Source organism: Saccharopolyspora indica (assembly GCF_027853965.1).
Lineage (GTDB): Bacteria > Actinomycetota > Actinomycetes > Mycobacteriales > Pseudonocardiaceae > Saccharopolyspora > Saccharopolyspora indica.
Map to the genome: position 1 here is coordinate 274,631 of NZ_JAQGLB010000006.1, position 16,335 is coordinate 290,965.

Sequence of the window (16,335 nt, forward strand, 5' to 3'; positions counted from 1 at the left end):
TGGAGGGCGGATGGCACGCGCGGGGCTGACCGCGGAGCGGATCACCGAAGCCGCGGCCGAGATGGCCGACACCACCGGCTTCACCGGCGTCACGATTTCGGCGCTGGCACGGCACTTCGGCGTCAAGGACGCGAGCCTGTACTCGCACGTGCGGAACCTGGCGGAGCTGCGGGCGCGGGTCGCGGTGCTGGCCGCGGGCGAGCTGTCCGACCGGATCGGCTCGGCGATCGCCGGCCGGGCGGGCCGGGATGCGCTCGTCGCGTTCGCCGACGCCTACCGGGCGTACGCGCTCGAGCACCCCGGCCGCTACGCGGCGACCCAGCTCCAGCTGGACCCCGAGATCATCGCCGGGTCCAGCGGGCACCGGCGCTGCATGGAGCTGCCGTACTCGCTGCTGCGCGGATACGGCCTGAGCGAACCGGACATCACCGACGCGGTCCGCTTGCTGCGCAGCACCTTCCACGGCTACGCCCACCTCGAAGCCGGTGGCGGCTTCGGGCACCCGCGCGAGGTGCGGGCGTCCTGGGAACGAGCCGTCCACGCCCTCCACATCGCTCTGGAGAACTGGCCCGGATTGGACGACGCATGAACGACATCAGGACCGGCACCGCCGAGGTGCCGGGCGCGACCCTGCACTACGAGACCCGCGGCACCGGACCGGTGCTGCTGCTGATCCCGGGCGGTTCGGGCGATGCGGGCATCTTCGACGGGATGGCCGCCGAACTCGCCGACCGGTACACGGTGGTCAGCTACGACCCGCGGTGCTTCTCCCGCAGCCGCGCGGATTCCGCGCCGAGCGGTCAGCGCGTCGAGGTGCACAGCGGCGATGCGCGGCGGATCCTCGACCTGGTCGCCCGCCCCGGCGAACCCACCGCCGTGCTCGGCACCAGCTCGGGGGCGATCGTCGCCATGGACCTGCTGACCCGCTTCCCGGACCCGCCCCGGCTGGTGATCGCCCACGAACCGCCGTCGGTCGAACTGCTCCCCGACGCGGCCCAGCACCGAGCGATGTTCCGCGAGGTGCGCGAGACCTACCTGCGCGATGGTGTGGCCGCGGCCGTGGGCGTCCTGGCAGCCGGAACCTCCGACGGCGACAGCACCTCGGAGCCCGCCGAACCACCGCCGCACACCGAGGCGGTGGACCGGATGGTGGCGAACATGCCGATCTTCCTGGAGCACATCCTCGCCCAGTTCACCGCCCACGTCCCCGACCTGGACGCCCTGAGCTCCAGGGCAGATCGCCTGGTCCTGGCCGCGGGCCGCGAGTCGGCGGGCCAGCTGCTGCGCCGACCGGCCGAGCTCATCGCGCAGCGCACCGGTGCGGGATTCGCGGAGTTCCCCGGAGGCCACGTCGGCGCGACCGAGCGCCCGGCTGAATTCGCCGCCGCCCTGCACCGAACTCTCGACGCGCAGCCGGCCCGGTGACCACGCGGTGGGCGGTCCACTCCGGACCGCTCACCGCGTTCGACGGTCAGCGGAAGGCGTCGGCGTTCTCCGCCGCCCAGCTCGCGAACGTCCGGGCCGGACGTCCGGTGACGTCCTGCACGGTGGGCAGCACGGTCCGGCCGTCGATCGGCGGGTTCCGGTGCAGCTCCAGGAAGAAGTCGACGTCCTCCGCGGTGAACCCGGCCGCCCGCCACTGCTCGACGGCCTCGGCCTCCGACAGCTCCACGCAGCGGAGTTCGCGCCCGAGCGCCTCGCCCAGCACCCGGACCTTCTCCGGCACGGTCAGCGCTTCCGGCCCGGTCAACCAGTACTCCCGCCCCGCGTGCCCGTCGGTGGTCAGCGCGGTCATCGCCACGGCGGCGATGTCGGCCGGGTGGATCATCGCGCTGAACGCCTCCGGGTGCGGCTCGCGGATCACGCCACCGGCGCGCACCGAATCCGCCCACCACAGGGCGTTCGACATGAACTCGACCGGGAGCAGCTGCGTCCACTCCAGGCCGCTGGCCTCCACCGCCTCGTCCAGGCGGGTCTTGCGCACGTCGCCGCGCAGCACGGTCACCTTGCCGACTCCGGCCTGCTGCGCCAGCGACACGATCTCCGGACCGGTGGACAACTCGGGCTCGTCGTCGCCGAAGGAGATCAGGTGCGCACCGGCGACCCCGGTGAACACCTCCGCCAGGCTCGCCACGTCCGTCAGGTTCCCGGCGACCACCTCGGCACCGGCCGGGAGGTTCGCCGAAGCCGGGTCGCGGCTGAGCGCCCGGACCCGGTGACCGGCGGCGAGCAGCTGCTCGACGAGCGGGCGGCCGACGTTGCCGGTAGCACCGGCCACGAGGAACGTTCGGTTCTCATCTGCCATGCCGCCGGACGCTACGAGCGGTCGAGGACACCTGACGTCCGCCACCGGCGGTGACCGCCGAACGTAGTTGCGAAGACACCCTCCGCGACGAAAAATGTGGCGCTCGATACGCCCGAAATCGCCGGACACCCCCTTGCACAACGGCGGCGCAACCCGCACTCTCTTAACAGCACAGCGTTGACCTGCGAAGACAGCGAGCGTGCACGCCGGGTGGAGCGTCGGGGGTTGCACCCGGCATTCGGGGAACGGGTGGGCGGCGGTCGGGGCCGCCCACCCTCCGGAAATCGGTTGCTCAGGGCCGCCGATCAACGACAGCACAGCGCCGAGCGGTGCGGCGCGATCTCGCCGGGCAAACCGAGCGGAACCACCGGGCACCAGCCCGGGCTCCCCCATCCTCACAACCGCCTGTGGCAGGCTTGCCGCATGCTCGACGTGCTGGACAAGCTCGGCTCGGTGTCCTCGGCCGTGATCGGCTTGATCGGCCTGGCACTGACCGTCTTCGCGCTCTGGCGTGCGCGCAAAGCCTCCGGCGCCGCAGACTCCGCACCACCGATCGAGAACGCCCAGAAGGAGTCGGACGAGACGTCTCCACGTCTCATCGTCCCCCCGCGTTCGAAGTGGGTACCTTCTTCCGACAACCTCCCGGAAAGGGAAACGCGCAACGATTCGTACGGCGACTCGTCCGTGCAGATCGGCCAGGGGTTCAAACCTTCGACACCGCGGTGGCTCCTCGTGGCGTCGCTCGGAGTCATCCTCATAGCCACAGCCGTCGTGCTGAACATGCAGCCGTAGCCACTGCGACGACGGCAATTCCACGAACCCCGTTGCAGCAACACGACCTCTTCCCGGGTCCTATCCGGCCGACCTCGTGGCGGAGATGCGCGTTCGTCGTTTCCGGGGTCAGGCGGGGATCTGCCAGCGGCGCGGGCTGCTGGGGTCGTCGATCCACACCCATTGACCGCAGCGGGTCACGGTGAGCCCGAACCGGTCCCATCCGGGCTGTTCAAGCCGTACCCACGTGTCGTGGGCGGTCTCGACAGCTCGCCACAGGGACCGCGGCCCGCCTTCACGTACCCGGTACGTTGCGCCGTCGGGTTGCAGGTCGATCTCGGCCCACGACCGATCGGCCGTGGCGATCCACGCAGCGGTCGGGGTCTGCGTCGGATCGCTTCCGGTGTAGCCGCTTGACGCTCCGGCTCCGAGATCGAGCGCCGCGAGGAACCAGACGACGAGGTTCTGCAACGTCCCCGGCGGAACGTCGGTGGTGCGCTCCACCGCGTTGGAGCGGTCGCGGGGCCGGGCAATGCTGGTGTAGGCCGCGCCCGGTTTCCGCAGTCCCATGAACGCCGCGTAGGTGCGGTCGAACCGCCCCTCGGCGCCCTCGTCCGCGCGCCGCAGCAACACGAGACTTCCCGCGTTGACGGCGGGTTTGACGTCCGTGAGGATCAGGCCACCCGGACGGGTCTGCTCGATCCAGGACCACGGCACTGCGGGAACCGAGCACGTCGCGATGATCCGGTCGAACGGTGCGTGCCCTGGCAGCCCGCCAGCCCCGTCGACGGTGGCCAACGTCGGGTGGTGGCCGATCGCCGCCAAGCGAGTGCGGGCGGTCTCCACCAGGTCCTCCTCAACATCGACGCTGAACACCTGGTCGCCGCCCAGCCGGTGGGACAGAAGCGCGGCGTTGTAGCCGGTGCCGGTTCCGATTTCGAGCACGCGCTGCCCGTCGTGCACGTCGAGCGCTTCGAGCATCCGCACCATCAACCCGGGCTGTGACGACGACGAGCGCACCACCTGCCCGGAATCGCCGTTGGACAGCGCAGTGATCAGCACCGTGTTCGAGTACACCCGGCGCAACCACTCGTCGCGACCGGCCGATGAACTGGTATCCGCCAGCTGCCAGCGGCCCGCCTCGTGGATGTAGTAGGCCGGGACGAACTCATGGCGTGGGGTGGCCTCCACCGCTGCCCGCCACTCCGGGTCCGTGAGCTTGCCCAGCTCCACCAGCTCACCTGCGAGGCTGCACGCCTTCGACTTCCAGTCGATCACGGGTCATGCCCTCCATTCCCGCCTGGAGCAGGTCGGCGAGTGCTTCGGTGATCGGCGCACCGGTCTGATTCGCCAGCCAGCCGTACCGGCCGGCGCCGTTGGATTCGAGGAAAACCCAGCGCCCGGCGTGGTCCACGCTGAAGTCGAACGCCGCGTAGGCCAAACCGAAGGCGTCCATGTAGGCGCGCACCCCGCGGCGCACCTCGGCCGGTGTGGGAATCCACTCGTACCGCAGCGCATCGAAATCGGCCCGCCAGTCCACACGCGCGGCCGCGGAATGCGCGTGGATGGCGATGGTGAACACCTGCTCGCCGACCACGACCACCCGCGCCTCGTAGTCCTTGTCGACCCACTGCTGGATCTGGTGCGCGGTCAACCCGATGCCGTCGAGATCCCGCAACACCGAATCGTCGAGCCTGCGGGTAAAGGCGATCTTGAGCTTGTCGTCCTCGGTAAGGATGTTCGCCGCGAACGACTTCTGCACCACACCGGACTCGACGGCCTCGGCGAACCGGCGCACCGCGGCCGGCGCATTCGTCACCAACGTGTCCGGCACCGTCAGCCCGCACGCGGCGGCCATGACCAGTTGCAGCGGCTTGTACACGGCGTCGGCGGCCCGGTTCGGGTGGTTGACCCACCGCACCGGGAGCGCTGACAGCACGCCGCCGAAACCGAACTTCGCTTCCCGCGCCGCGTGCGTCCGCCACTGCGGCGCCATCCCCGCCGGGAACCGGAACGGTGTCGGCGAGCAGTACCAGATCGAGCGGATGTCTTCCAACGCCACGCTGCGGTGCTCGGTGGCCAGCGTCCCCACCCAGCGGGAGGCGCGGAGTTCCGCGTCGAGCACGAGCCGGTCCGGGAACCAGCTCGTGTCGGCGCGGAACACCGGCGCCCCTCGCCGCGTGAGGGCTCGCACCACGGCATCCACCGGGGCGTCTGCCTCAGCAGCGAAGATGACGACGGTCATCGATTACAGCTCTTCCCAGTCGTAGTGCTCTTCCGGCCCCTCATCACCGTCGCTGCTGGCCTTGGTCCGTCGACCAAGCGCCCAAAGCTGGCGGCGAACTGCTCACTCGCTTCGACCGTGTCGTTGCGGAGGAGAAGCGGATCAGGATTGCCGAGCTGCAGGGCACACCGGTACGAAGAAGTGACTCAACAGGACCACCGCGGTTTCCCGGCTCGCCGCACGACGACGATTGGCAACGTGACGACGTGAACTACTCCGTCTGGTGACGGCCACGGGAAGCTTGCTAGCCATCCCCTCGATCGATGTCGACCGGGTTCGGCACGCCGCCGAGCACCCCCGCCACCTCGACCCCGCAACCATGGACACCTACGAGCGGTTGAACGCCGAGCTGTGGACGAAGTTCGCCGAGTCGCGATCCAAACGCGAAGTCCTCCCGGCAGCACGGCACCAGCTCGCCGCGCTCAACGCCAGCCTGAACGAAGCGCAGACCTCCGACGTGCGTCGCCGGTTGTGCGCCCTCGTCGGTGACCTGTTCCAGCTCTGCGGCGAAATCTTCTTCGACAGCGACAACTACGCAGACGCCGCACACTGCTACGCCGAAGCGGCCCATGTCAGCAAGGAAGCTCACGAGTTCGATCTCTGGGCGTGCGCGATGACCCGACACGCCTGCATCAACATCTACGAACGCCAGTATCGGCACGCCTCTCCGCTACTCGACGGTGCCGCGCAGCTCGCGGTCAGGGGAAACCCCACTCGCACCACCCGGTATTGGGTCTCCGCCGTCCAGGCGCAGACCTTCGCCGGACTCGGAAACCTGTCCGCCTGCCACGCGCGTTGGACAAGGCCGAGCAGGTCGCCAACGTCGACAACAAGGCCCCGGCCACCGGCTGGCTCCGCTTCGAGGGATCGCGACTGGAGGAGGAACGCGGAGCGTGCTTCGTGACGCTTCACCGCCCAGAGCTGGCCGAGCCCGCACTCACCAAGGCACTGGGGCAAGCCACCTCGGCACGGCGCCGCGGAAGCGTACTCGTCGATCTCGCCACCGTCGGTGCCCAGCACGGCGACGTCGACCAGCTCGTCATGCGTGGCGCGGCGGCCGTGGACAGCGCCCGGCAGACGGCGTCGGTCGGCTACCTCGGCCGCAAGCTGACAGACCTGCGGGAGAACTTGGTGCCGTTCCTCGACGATCGGCATGTGCGGCACCTGGAATCGCAGATCAAGGATGTTGTGACCGCATCTGGCCCAACACCGTGAGGAGAGGTTCAGTGTCAGACGAGAAGGGGCGCATCTTCCGCGAGGCGTGGATCGCGGGGGTGACCAAGCACTACCCCGGCGAGCCCAAGCCCGGCTACATCGCCCCGTGGGACGAAACGCCCGACTGGGAGCGCGCCAGCGCCGCAGCCGTGTACCAGCAGGTGCACGACTTCATCCATGCCACCGAGGGCAGCGCGGCCAAGCTCACCCGCGAGCAGAAGGGCCGTTTCGTCGCGCTGTGCTGGATCGGGCAGATCTTCAAACACTTCGACGATCCCAAGCCCGCCTACGTCGCGGACTGGGACGCCATGCCCGAATGGCAGAGGGAAACCGACGCCGACATCTTCGAGCGCATCGAGCGAGATGTGACGGCCCGTACGTCCTGACGATCTGCAGCGGCGGCGGTGGCGCCCGCCCGGCGACTCGGGCGGGCTCCGCTTCATTCCAACCCGAGGCGGTCAGGGTTTCGGGGAGTCGGTGCCGGGGTGCGGGGTTTTCCAGCGACCTCGGGTGAAGTCCGGGAAGTCGACCGGGGCGCTGCCGTCCTCGATGGACTGGGCGCTGAGCGCGAACGGGGCGCTCCAAGTGGCCGAGTCGTAGACGTCGATGTCCGGGGGCAGGCCCAGGCGCATGGTCTGCGCGAGGCGGTAGAGCATCAGGTAGTCCATGCCGCCGTGGCCGCCCGGCCCGGGGCCGACCTCCTTCCACAGCCAGTGGTCGTACTCGGCGTGGTCGTCCCAGTTCCCCCACTCGTGCGGGGTGCCGGTCGGCTCCAGATAGATGCGCGGCGGGTAGTCCTCGAACACGCCTCTGGTGCCCTGCAACTGGTTCAGCCTGCTGTACGGGCGCCCGTTGGACACGTCGTGGACGAGGTGGATGACGCGGCCCTGCTCGGTCTGGATCAGGCTCATCGTCGCGTCGCCCTTGGCGTAGTTCTCCTGCCAGGCCGGGTCGTCCGGCGGCAGGTGCTCCTGCCGGTAGGCCGCCAGGCCGAGTGCCGGGGTGCTCATCGAGGTGATCCGCACCAGCCGGTCGCCGCGGTTGACGTCCAGGTAGGCCGCGACCGGGCCGAGGCCGTGGGTCGGGTACAGGTCTCCGTCGAGCTTGGTGTGCCAGGCGCGCCGCCACTGCCCCGCGTAGTAGGTCTTGGAGAACAGCAGTTCGCGCAGGTCGTGCAGGTAGGCGCCGGCGCCGTAGAGCAGGTCGCCGAACATGCCGTCGTGGGCCATGCGCAGGACGCGCAATTCGTTCTGGCCGTAGCAGCAGTTCTCCAGCTGGATGCAGTGCCGCCGCGTCTGCTCGGAGACGTCGACGAGCTCCCACAGCTCGTCGACCGTGACGCCCAACGGGCATTCCACGCCGACGTGCTTGCCGTTGCGCATGGCCGCCACGGCCATCGGCGCGTGCCACTCCCACGGCGTGGCGATGTAGACGAAGTCCACGTCGTCCCTGGCCAGCAGGTTCTCGAAATCGTGCTCGCCGGCGCTGTACTTGGCCGGTTCCGGCCGCCCCAGGTCGACCACGGCGCGTGCCGCGCGCTCGACGGCTTCGGCGTTGGTGTCGCAGACGGCGGTGATCGCGACGCCGTCCAGTTCCAGGAACAGCGGCAGCATGCTCGCACCGCGGTTGCCGACGCCGATGATGCCGACGCGGACCGCTTCGTGCGCCTCGAACGGCACGCCCATCATGGTTTCGCCCTTGGCCGCGGGCCACGCGTTCTGCGCCGCTGCCGCGCCGGGAGCCAGCCCGGCGAGTCCGAATCCGGCGCCTGCTGCCGCGCCGGTGCGCAGCAGGGTCCGCCGGGACAGAGCACTGCGAGGAAGCTCGACCATCAGTCCTCCTGCGTGAAACTGCGTGTATTCACGTCAATTCACGCACAATCGCACACCGATCATCGGGCTGATACCGGCACGCGGAGGCTTCGCGGCTGATCCGTTCGGCGGCAGCCGCAGCTCCGGCCCGGTCACCGCTGAAACGCGCTCCGCACCCCTCACCGGGTGCGGAGCGCGCTCGCAGCTCCTCGGGCCAGCGGCTGCGTGCGTTCGGCGCGCTCGCTCAGGCCTGCTTGGCGTAGTCGGTGGCTCCGTACCAGTCGACGAGGACGACGTCCTCGTCACCGACGACCCACGCGTCGTGTCCCTGCGGCAGGGACGTGACCGACCCCGGCCCCGACTCGAACTCGCCGCCGTCGGACATAGCGACGTGGAGCCGACCGGAGATCTGGTACTGGAAGTGCGGTGCCTCGCACCACTCGGTCCCCGCGACGGGCCGCACGTGACGGCTCCACTGCCACCCTGGGCGGAGGATCAGACGCCCCACAGTTCCGCCCGCCATGTTCAGCAGTTCCAGCCGCCCGTTCTCGAACTCCCGCACCTCGTCCGGCCGGTCGAAAGCCCGGTGCTCGACGACCTGCTCCGCGACCATCTCGGCCTCCTCGCCTCGACACGGCGAGTCTCCCGGGGACCCGGCTCCGCGAACCAGGGGCTTTCGACCCCGCGCCACGACGCGACGCCTGCGCGGACCGCGCCCGCCGCCGTAGTAGGTTGCCTGCGGACTTCGCGGAGGGGACGGGCAATGAACCGGCACGAACGGCTGAGCAAACTGCTGGACATCGTCGGGCAGCGCGAACGCGCCGACGTCGAGGAGCTGGCCGCCGAGCTCGACGTCTCCGCCGCCACCATCCGCCGCGACCTCGACCACCTGGCCGAGCAGCAGCTGCTGGCCCGCACCCGCGGCGGCGCGGTGGCCACCAGCATCGCCTACGACCTGCCGCTGCGGCACAAAGCCGCCCGGCACGCACCCGAGAAGCAGCGGATCAGCGCGGCGGCCGCGCGCCTGGTGCAGCCCGGCATGGTGATCGGGCTCAACGGCGGTACGACGACCACCGAGGTCGCGCGCAGCCTGGCCACCCGGCCGGATCTCGGCGAGCACGGGGACCCGGGGATCACCGTGGTCACCAACGCGCTCAACATCGCCAACGAGCTGGTCGTGCGCCCGCACGTCAAGATCGTGGTCACCGGTGGCGTGGCGCGCCAGCAGTCGTTCGAGCTCACCGGCCCGCTGGCCACGCACATCCTCCGGGAGATCAGCCTGGACCTGCTGTTCCTCGGCGTCGACGCGATCGACCCGGACAACGGCGCCTTCGCGCACCACGAGGGCGAGGCCAGCATCAACCGGCTGATGGCCTCCCGCGCGGCGCGGGTGGTCGTGGTCGCCGACAGCTCCAAGCTCAACCGCCGGGCGTTCGCCCAGATCTGCGCCACCGACGCCATCGACACGCTGATCACCAACACCGGGGTCGACGCCGAGGTGCGCGAAGCCTTCGAGGCGGCGGGAACGACCGTGCTGACTGCTTGATTCTGATCGAATGGAGCATTGCTCGGACAAATTCGAGCACCTTAAGCTCGCGCTGTTTCACCCACCGATGACTTTCGGAGGAACGCGCGATGACATCCGCCTGCGCTGACGCATCGCCGCGCAGCCGTACCGCCGAGCCGCAGGGCACCACGCCTGACCGGCCGCGCGACCACGGCCGGCCCGTCGCGCCTCCTCGAAAAGGGTTCTAAGGCACCACTTCTCGCGAAGCGGCACAGACCGCACCTAGGAGGACGTCATGTCCGGAGCCTCCCCCGCACTGGGCACCACCTCGCCCACGGCGCGCCGGATCGCCATCGCCGCGGCGACGATCGGCGTGATCTACGGCTACGACATCGGCAACATCTCCGGTGCGCTGCTGTTCATCACCGAGGAGATGAAGCTCTCGCCCGCGCTGCAGGGCAGCGTGACCACCGTGCTGGTCGCAGGCAACATCGTCGGTGCGCTGCTCGCGGGCAAGCTGGCCACCGCCATCGGGCGGAAGGCGACCATGCTGCTCGTGGTCGCCGGGTACGCGGTGTTCGCCGTGTGGTCCGGGCTGGTCTCCGACATCCTGTGGCTGGACGTCTCGCGGTTCTTCCTCGGCATCAGCATCGGGTTGTCGCTGGTGGTGACGCCGATCTTCCTGGCGGAGTCGGCACCGGCGGCGATCCGCGGCGCGCTGGTCGTCGGCTACCAGGTCGCCACCGTGACCGGCATCCTCATCGCCTACCTCGTGGACTGGAGCCTGGCCGATTCCGGGAACTGGCGGCTGATGCTCGCGCTGTCGGCGGTGCCGTCGGTGCTGGTGCTGTTCCTGCTGGTGAAACTTCCCGACACCGCGCGCTGGTACGTCCTCAAAGGACGCCACGAGGAGGCGCGCCGCACCTTGCGGCTGGTCGACCCGGGCGCCGACGCCGACCGGGAGCTGGCCGAGATCCGCGCGGACATCGAGAGTCGGCACGGCGGCCGGCTGGCCGAGATGTTCCGCAAGCCCTACGCGACGGCCACCATGTTCGTGCTGGTCCTCGGCTTCCTGGTGCAGATCACCGGGATCAACGCGATCACCTACTACAGCCCGATCATCTTCAAGGAGATGGGTTTCCAGGGCAACGCCACGGTGATCGGGCTGCCCGCGATCGTGCAGGGCGCGGCGCTGCTGGCCACCATCGGCTCGCTGTTCATCGTGGACCGGGTGGGGCGCAGGCCGATCCTGCTGGGCGGGATCGCCACGATGGCCGGCTCCAGCCTGGCGATGATCCTGGTGTTCGCCACCGGTTCGCTGGACGGTGGCGGCTCGTGGTGGGGTTTCGCGGCGATCCTGGTGTTCACCGCCGGGTTCAACTTCGGCTTCGGCTCGCTGGTGTGGGTGTTCGCCTCGGAGAGCTTCCCGGCGCGGCTGCGCGCGCTGGGCGCTTCGCTGATGCTGACCGCCGACCTGGTGGCGAACCTGATCGTGGCGCAGTTCTTCCTGCCGATCATGGACGGCCTGGGCGGGGCCACCACGTTCGCCATCTTCCTCGCGCTGGCGGCGATCTCCTGGGTGTTCGTGCTCCGGTTCGCCCCGGAGACCAAGGGCCGTTCGCTGGAGAGCATCCGCACCTACTGGGAGAACGGCGCCCGCTGGCCCTCCGGGAGCTGATCGAGCGGCCGCCCCGCCGCGGGGCGGCCGCCGCGGGTTCCTCAGGCGGTGGCCCCGCCGTCGATCACCAGCTCGTGCCCGACGATGTGAGCCGAGTCGTCGGAAGCCAGCCACAGCACGGCGGCGGCGACCTCGGCCGGGGTGCTGACGCGCCCGGACGGCACCGATGCCGCGAACCGCGCATCACGCGCCGCGCGGTCCTCTCCCGGGCGGTAGGACATCGGGGTGTCGGTGCCGCCCGGGCTGACGACGTTGACGCGCACCCCGTCGGCGATGTGCTCGCGCGCCGCGGCGCGGCTCAGCACGCTGACCCCGGCCTTGCTGGCCGCGTACGCACCGACGCCGGGCAGTCGCTGCTGCACGCCGATGTTGGAGCCGATGTTGACCACGGCGCCGCCGCCGTGCTCGCGCATGTGCGCGATCTCGTGCTTCATCGACAGGAACACCCCGGTCAGGTTCACCGCCAGCACCTGAGACCAGGTCTCGACCGGCACGTCGGCCAGCGGGGCGGCCTCGCCGAGGATTCCGGCGGCGTTGCACGCCACGTGCAGGCCGCCGTGCCGCTCGACCACCGTGGCGACCATCCGCGCGGCCGACTCGGGATCGGACACGTCGGCCACGACGTGGTCGGCCCGGCCACCGGCGTCGGTGATCTCCCGCACCACCTCGGTCAGCGCGTCGGCGTTGCGCCCGCTGACCACCACCAGCGCACCTTCCCGGGCGAACGCCGCGGCGGTGACGCGGGCGATGCCACCCGCTCCTCCGGTGACCAACACGACCTTGCCGTCGAACCGGGCGACCATGAACAACTCCTGAATCTAGACCGATCGATCTCGTATCGGGGCAAAGCTCCCCGATGTCACGGCGAGACGCTAGCTCATTCGAGATCGATCGGTCAAATATCGACTCTCAGCCCAGCAGAGCGCGCATCTGCGCGGCGGCGTCGCGGATCCGGTCGGCGTCCACCGGCGCGCGCCCCATCACCTGGATGCCCTGGAAGAACACCAGCAGCATCCGGGCGAGAGCGCGCGGCTCGCGGTCCGCGGGGAGATCACCTTCGGCGCGGGCGCGCGCCAGCGCCGAGGTCAGCGACGCTTCCAGGAACGACCAGCTCGACTCCACCAGCCGGTGCACCTCCGCGTCCCGGGCCGAGGACTCCACCGCCGCGTTCACGACCATGCAGCCGATCCGCTCGGCGGCCGCGGCGGCCTTCTCCGCGTACTGGTCGACGAGGCGGTGCACACCGGCCAGCGCGGGCCCCTCGGAGAGCACTTCGACGACGGATTCGTCGGTGATCCGAAGGTAGCGCTCCAGCGCCTTGAGGTAGAGCTGGTGCTTGTCGCCGAAGGTGGCGTAGATGCTCGCCCGCGCGACACCCAGGTGCGATACCAGTTCCGCGGTCGAAGTGGCCTCGTAGCCGCGTTCCCAGAACAGCTCCAGAGCGCGCTGCAGCGCCACCTCCGGATCGAACTCCTTGGTCCTGGCCATGCCCGGACGGTACCGCTTTCCAGACCACCCGATCAAATATCCGCCGCAGCCGCCGACTTGCACCACCGAACCGGAAGCGGACGCTGGGGCCCGGGATCGCACCGGCCGCCGACCGGTGCTTGCCAGTGAGAGGGGTGATCGACGATGACCGGAGAGCTGAGCGGGCGCCGGGTGGCCATCCTCGCCGCCGACGGCGTCGAGCAGGCCGAGCTGGACCAGCCGCGCGCGGCGCTGGAAGACGCCGGGGCGCGCGTGGAACTGCTCTCGACGCACGGCGGCGAGATCCAGGCGATGAACCACGACATCGACAAGGGCGACCGGTTCCCCGTCGAGCGCGAGGTCGCGGGCGCCGCCGTGGCGGACTACGACGCGCTGGTCCTGCCGGGCGGCACGATCAACCCGGACAAGCTGCGCCGCGATGCCGGGGCGGTGGCGTTCGTGCGGGACTTCGTCGGCTCCGGCAAGCCGGTCGGAGCGATCTGCCACGGCCCGTGGACGCTGGTGGAGGCCGACGTGGTGCGCGGCCGCCGGCTCACCTCGTTCACCAGCATCCGCACCGACATCCGCAACGCGGGCGGCGAGGTGCTCGACGAGGAGGTGGTGGTCGACCGGAACCTGGTGACCAGCAGGCAACCGCGGGACCTGCCCGCCTTCAACGCGAAGCTGGTCGAGTCGATCGCGCGCACCTGATCCGCTCGCCGTTCCCGGCACCCGTCAGAATCGGGCGGTCGGGAGGAGAGCACGTGCACGAGGACCGAGGCGCGGTGGCCGCGCTGGAGCGGCACCAGGTCGTGATCTACCTCGCCGCGATGGTGCTCGGCGGCGCCCTGGGCTGGGCTGCGCCCGGCGTGGGCAACGGGCTCGAGCCGCTGATCAACCCGGTCCTCGGTGCTCTGCTGTACGTGACGTTCCTGCAGGTCCCGGCCGCGGATCTGGCGCGGTCGCTGCGCGCCGGGCGGTTCCTCGCCGCGGTGCTGGTGGTGAACTTCGTCGTGGTGCCGCTGGTCGTCGCGGTGCTGTTCGCCTTCCTGCCCGATGACCGGGCCGTGCAGCTGGGCGTGCTGCTGGTGCTGCTCACGCCGTGCGTCGACTACGTGATCGTCTTCTCCGGTCTGGCCGGGGGCAGCAGCCAGCGGCTGCTGGCCGCCACTCCCCTGCTGCTGATCGCCCAGATGCTCCTGCTGCCGGTGTTCCTGCTGGTGTTCCTGGGGCGCGGGCTGGTGGACGTGGTGGCCGTCGGGCCGTTCCTCGAGGCGTTCCTGGTGCTGATCGTCATCCCGCTCGCGCTGGCCTGGGCCACGCAGGCATGGGCGGCGCGGCGCCCGGCCGGGCGGAAGGTCGCGGGTACCGCGGGCGCGGCGATGGTCCCGCTGATGGCGCTGACGCTGATGACCGTGGTCGCCTCTCAGGTCCCGGCGCTCGACGGCCGGATCGGGGACGTGCTGCAGGTCGTGCCGCACTACGTCGCATTCCTGGTGGTGATGCCGTTCGCCGGGCTGGCGGTGGCCCGGCTGCTGCGACTGGACACTTCGGACGGTCGCGCGGTGGTGTTCACCGGGGCGACGCGGAATTCGCTGGTGGTGCTGCCGCTGGCGCTGGCGTTGCCGGACCACCTGGCCGTCGCCGCGGTCGTCGTGGTCACCCAGACCCTGGTCGAGGTCATCGGCATGGTGCTCTACGTGCGAGCGGTTCCGCGCCTGCTGCCCGCCCGCTGACCGCTGCGCGGGGCCCGCACCGGACGCATCCTGGTGGCAGCACGTCCGATCCGACGGGGCCGCACATGTCGCACCGCACCTGTTCGCGCCGGGAGTTCCTCGCCGTCGCCGCCGCACTGCCGCTGCTCACCGCGTGCGAGCCGCCACCACCGCTGCCCGACTGGATGCTCACGCCCGAGGACGCGGCCGATCGAGGCCTGCGGCGCGACGCGCTGGTCATCGGGGATCTCCTGGTCCGCCACCGGGAGATCCGGCGCGAGGTCGAGCACTTCTCGTCCGGGATCCGAGCCACCACCACGAGCGCGGCCCCCGACCTCGCCGAGCGGATCCGGGTGCACGTGGCGCAGATGCAGTCCCGCCTGCGGCGCGGTGCGCCGATCCGGCAGGACGATCCGCTGTTCGCCGCGCTCTTCGCGCACCACCGGGAGGTGCAGCTGCAGGTGGAACGGCTCGCCGACGGAGTCCGGGTGACCGAGAGCTCGGCGGACCCGGTGGCGGTGATGCTGCTGCGGCAGCACGCGGTTCACGCGGTGTCGGAGTTCGTCGCGGGCGGCGTTGAGCGCGCACGAAGATCGACTCCGCTGCCGCCCGGCTATCCTGGCTGAGACGACCCCGGCGGATTCGACCTGTTCCAGGAACCCCCGCGGAAGGTGCACCGCAGTGCCCCCGCCACCGCCGCCCTGGTGTCGTCATCGCCCCTCCACGAGGGTTTTCGAGTCGAAATGGATGGCAGGTCAACACGTGTTCGAACACCGATCGGCAGCAATGGTGCAGGCCGGGCGGACAGCGGCGGAAGCAGGCACTCCGGACGCCGGAGGCGTACCCGGCATCAGCGCGGAGCTCTACCGCGACGTCGTGGACTTCGCGAGCGGCGTTCCCGGCTGGGTGCAGTCCTTCGCCGCTTTCTTCACCGAGGCAGCGCTGGTGCTGCTCTTCGGCTTCTTGCTGCTCGCCTGCTGGCGAGCACGACGGATGCCCGCGCGATCGCTGGCGGTCGCGCTGCTCGGCGTGGTGGGCGTGGGGGTCGCCTACTCGTTGAGCGAACTGGTCAAGTTACTCGTCGAGGAGGACCGGCCCTGCCGCGCGATGGCGGTGACGACCATCACCGAGTGCCCGGCGCTGGGTGACTGGTCGTTCCCCAGCAACCACTCGGTGATCGCCGGTGCGACCGCGTTCGGCGTGTTCGCCGCGTGGCGGGCGCTCGGCATCCCGGCACTGGTCCTCGCGGCGGCCACGGCGTTCTCCCGGGTGTTCCTCGGAGTCCACTACCCGCACGACGTGCTGGTCGGCTTCCTCTTCGGCGTGGTCATGGTGGCGTTGCTGGTGCGCCTGCTCTCGAAGACGGCGACCCAGCTGGTCCTGAAGCTGCCGTCGCACCGGCCGCACGACATCGACGAGCAGCCGACGGTGCAGCTCCCGCGCATCTGAGAGCGCCGTGCGGAGGGGCGGGTTCCGGCGCCCCTCCCCCGTGCGTGCTTTGGGGTGCCATGACGCCCCAAAGCACTCACGGGGACTGAACAGCGGAACCGCAGCGGTGACGGTCTCGCACCGCGCTCGGCCG

19 protein-coding genes are annotated in these 16,335 nt (G+C 70.4%); 11 read left to right on the plus strand and 8 right to left on the minus strand.

From position 1 onward, the window contains the following. The first annotated feature begins 10 nt into the window (after window positions 1-10). Window positions 11-589 carry a TetR/AcrR family transcriptional regulator gene (locus tag OU416_RS16410; RefSeq protein ID WP_270927833.1) on the plus strand — a complete coding sequence of 193 codons (579 nt, stop codon included), beginning with the start codon at window positions 11-13 and terminating at the stop codon, window positions 587-589. Continuing rightward, window positions 586-1,425 (plus strand): alpha/beta fold hydrolase, encoded by an 840-nt coding sequence (locus tag OU416_RS16415; protein ID WP_270927834.1) that lies wholly within the window; start codon window positions 586-588, stop codon window positions 1,423-1,425. The genes OU416_RS16410 and OU416_RS16415 overlap by 4 nt, the downstream gene beginning before the upstream one ends. A 46-nt stretch (window positions 1,426-1,471) precedes the next feature. On the opposite strand, the gene OU416_RS16420 is transcribed toward OU416_RS16415, so the two are convergent. Next, window positions 1,472-2,305: an NAD(P)H-binding protein gene (locus OU416_RS16420; RefSeq protein WP_270927836.1), complete on the minus strand. Its 834-nt coding sequence runs from the start codon at window positions 2,303-2,305 to the stop codon at window positions 1,472-1,474. A 423-nt stretch (window positions 2,306-2,728) separates the two neighbouring features. Between OU416_RS16420 and OU416_RS16425 the strand changes: the two genes are divergently transcribed. Next, window positions 2,729-3,097, plus strand: a complete 369-nt coding sequence (locus OU416_RS16425) for a hypothetical protein (protein WP_270927838.1) — start codon at window positions 2,729-2,731, stop codon at window positions 3,095-3,097. A gap of 108 nt (window positions 3,098-3,205) precedes the next feature. On the opposite strand, the gene OU416_RS16430 is transcribed toward OU416_RS16425, so the two are convergent. From OU416_RS16430 to OU416_RS16440, 3 genes are all read right to left on the minus strand, one after another. Continuing rightward, window positions 3,206-4,354, minus strand: coding sequence for a methyltransferase domain-containing protein (locus OU416_RS16430; protein ID WP_270927839.1), 1,149 nt, complete (start codon window positions 4,352-4,354; stop codon window positions 3,206-3,208). Beyond that, complete coding sequence (tgmB, locus tag OU416_RS16435; RefSeq protein ID WP_270927840.1) at window positions 4,314-5,321, minus strand: ATP-grasp ribosomal peptide maturase; 1,008 nt, start codon at window positions 5,319-5,321, stop codon at window positions 4,314-4,316. The genes OU416_RS16430 and tgmB overlap by 41 nt, the downstream gene beginning before the upstream one ends. 283 nt (window positions 5,322-5,604) lie before the next feature. After that, complete coding sequence (locus OU416_RS16440; protein ID WP_270927841.1) at window positions 5,605-6,021, minus strand: hypothetical protein; 417 nt, start codon at window positions 6,019-6,021, stop codon at window positions 5,605-5,607. Between the two features lie 134 nt (window positions 6,022-6,155). Here OU416_RS16440 and OU416_RS16445 point away from each other — a divergent pair, with 134 nt between their 5' ends. Together OU416_RS16445 and OU416_RS16450 are read left to right on the plus strand one after the other, a co-directional pair. Further along, window positions 6,156-6,575 (plus strand): HMG-box domain-containing protein, encoded by a 420-nt coding sequence (locus OU416_RS16445; protein ID WP_270927842.1) that lies wholly within the window; start codon window positions 6,156-6,158, stop codon window positions 6,573-6,575. An 11-nt stretch (window positions 6,576-6,586) separates the two neighbouring features. Further along, a complete protein-coding gene (locus OU416_RS16450; protein WP_270927843.1) occupies window positions 6,587-6,961 on the plus strand; it encodes a hypothetical protein in 375 nt (124 codons plus the stop codon). Between the two features lie 72 nt (window positions 6,962-7,033). On the opposite strand, the gene OU416_RS16455 is transcribed toward OU416_RS16450, so the two are convergent. Further along, window positions 7,034-8,407: a Gfo/Idh/MocA family protein gene (locus OU416_RS16455; protein ID WP_270927844.1), complete on the minus strand. Its 1,374-nt coding sequence runs from the start codon at window positions 8,405-8,407 to the stop codon at window positions 7,034-7,036. Between the two features lie 223 nt (window positions 8,408-8,630). Then, entirely contained in the window at window positions 8,631-8,999 is a 369-nt protein-coding gene (locus OU416_RS16460; RefSeq protein WP_270927845.1) for a cupin domain-containing protein, read from the minus strand. 150 nt (window positions 9,000-9,149) lie between these two features. On the opposite strand from OU416_RS16460, the gene OU416_RS16465 reads away from it, so the two are divergent. Both OU416_RS16465 and OU416_RS16470 read left to right on the plus strand, forming a co-directional pair. Beyond that, window positions 9,150-9,932, plus strand: coding sequence for a DeoR/GlpR family DNA-binding transcription regulator (locus tag OU416_RS16465; RefSeq protein WP_270927846.1), 783 nt, complete (start codon window positions 9,150-9,152; stop codon window positions 9,930-9,932). A gap of 256 nt (window positions 9,933-10,188) precedes the next feature. Beyond that, the gene (locus OU416_RS16470) at window positions 10,189-11,571 is read left to right on the plus strand and encodes a sugar porter family MFS transporter (protein ID WP_270927847.1); all 1,383 of its coding nucleotides are present in this window, start codon (window positions 10,189-10,191) and stop codon (window positions 11,569-11,571) included. Window positions 11,572-11,612: 41 nt separating this feature from the next. On the opposite strand, the gene OU416_RS16475 is transcribed toward OU416_RS16470, so the two are convergent. Together OU416_RS16475 and OU416_RS16480 are read right to left on the minus strand one after the other, a co-directional pair. Continuing rightward, window positions 11,613-12,374, minus strand: coding sequence for an SDR family NAD(P)-dependent oxidoreductase (locus tag OU416_RS16475; RefSeq protein ID WP_270927848.1), 762 nt, complete (start codon window positions 12,372-12,374; stop codon window positions 11,613-11,615). A 106-nt stretch (window positions 12,375-12,480) separates the two neighbouring features. After that, window positions 12,481-13,059 carry a TetR/AcrR family transcriptional regulator gene (locus tag OU416_RS16480; RefSeq protein WP_270927849.1) on the minus strand — a complete coding sequence of 193 codons (579 nt, stop codon included), beginning with the start codon at window positions 13,057-13,059 and terminating at the stop codon, window positions 12,481-12,483. Window positions 13,060-13,203: 144 nt separating this feature from the next. On the opposite strand from OU416_RS16480, the gene OU416_RS16485 reads away from it, so the two are divergent. From OU416_RS16485 to OU416_RS16500, 4 genes are all read left to right on the plus strand, one after another. After that, window positions 13,204-13,749: a type 1 glutamine amidotransferase domain-containing protein gene (locus OU416_RS16485; protein WP_270927850.1), complete on the plus strand. Its 546-nt coding sequence runs from the start codon at window positions 13,204-13,206 to the stop codon at window positions 13,747-13,749. A gap of 119 nt (window positions 13,750-13,868) precedes the next feature. Beyond that, window positions 13,869-14,774, plus strand: a complete 906-nt coding sequence (locus OU416_RS16490; RefSeq protein ID WP_270927952.1) for a bile acid:sodium symporter — start codon at window positions 13,869-13,871, stop codon at window positions 14,772-14,774. Between the two features lie 65 nt (window positions 14,775-14,839). Beyond that, window positions 14,840-15,379: a hypothetical protein gene (locus tag OU416_RS16495; protein WP_270927851.1), complete on the plus strand. Its 540-nt coding sequence runs from the start codon at window positions 14,840-14,842 to the stop codon at window positions 15,377-15,379. Between the two features lie 136 nt (window positions 15,380-15,515). Next, on the plus strand, window positions 15,516-16,202 hold the full coding sequence (locus tag OU416_RS16500; protein ID WP_270927852.1) for a phosphatase PAP2 family protein: 687 nt from the start codon (window positions 15,516-15,518) through the stop codon (window positions 16,200-16,202). Window positions 16,203-16,335 lie beyond the last annotated feature (133 nt).

Excerpts from the sequence above, each read along its gene's own strand:
- OU416_RS16415 (WP_270927834.1), top strand. The coding sequence starts at position 586 with ATGAACGACATCAGGACCGGCACCGCCGAGGTGCCGGGCGCGACCCTG.
- OU416_RS16460 (WP_270927845.1), bottom strand. The coding sequence starts at position 8,999 with ATGGTCGCGGAGCAGGTCGTCGAGCACCGGGCTTTCGACCGGCCGGAC.
- OU416_RS16495 (WP_270927851.1), top strand. The coding sequence starts at position 14,840 with ATGTCGCACCGCACCTGTTCGCGCCGGGAGTTCCTCGCCGTCGCCGCC.
- OU416_RS16480 (WP_270927849.1), bottom strand. The coding sequence starts at position 13,059 with ATGGCCAGGACCAAGGAGTTCGATCCGGAGGTGGCGCTGCAGCGCGCT.
- OU416_RS16465 (WP_270927846.1), top strand. The coding sequence starts at position 9,150 with ATGAACCGGCACGAACGGCTGAGCAAACTGCTGGACATCGTCGGGCAG.
- OU416_RS16485 (WP_270927850.1), top strand. The coding sequence starts at position 13,204 with ATGACCGGAGAGCTGAGCGGGCGCCGGGTGGCCATCCTCGCCGCCGAC.
- OU416_RS16470 (WP_270927847.1), top strand. The coding sequence starts at position 10,189 with ATGTCCGGAGCCTCCCCCGCACTGGGCACCACCTCGCCCACGGCGCGC.
- OU416_RS16490 (WP_270927952.1), top strand. The coding sequence starts at position 13,869 with ATGGTGCTCGGCGGCGCCCTGGGCTGGGCTGCGCCCGGCGTGGGCAAC.
- OU416_RS16420 (WP_270927836.1), bottom strand. The coding sequence starts at position 2,305 with ATGGCAGATGAGAACCGAACGTTCCTCGTGGCCGGTGCTACCGGCAAC.
- OU416_RS16410 (WP_270927833.1), top strand. The coding sequence starts at position 11 with ATGGCACGCGCGGGGCTGACCGCGGAGCGGATCACCGAAGCCGCGGCC.
- tgmB (WP_270927840.1), bottom strand. The coding sequence starts at position 5,321 with ATGACCGTCGTCATCTTCGCTGCTGAGGCAGACGCCCCGGTGGATGCC.
- OU416_RS16475 (WP_270927848.1), bottom strand. The coding sequence starts at position 12,374 with ATGGTCGCCCGGTTCGACGGCAAGGTCGTGTTGGTCACCGGAGGAGCG.
- OU416_RS16425 (WP_270927838.1), top strand. The coding sequence starts at position 2,729 with ATGCTCGACGTGCTGGACAAGCTCGGCTCGGTGTCCTCGGCCGTGATC.
- OU416_RS16455 (WP_270927844.1), bottom strand. The coding sequence starts at position 8,407 with ATGGTCGAGCTTCCTCGCAGTGCTCTGTCCCGGCGGACCCTGCTGCGC.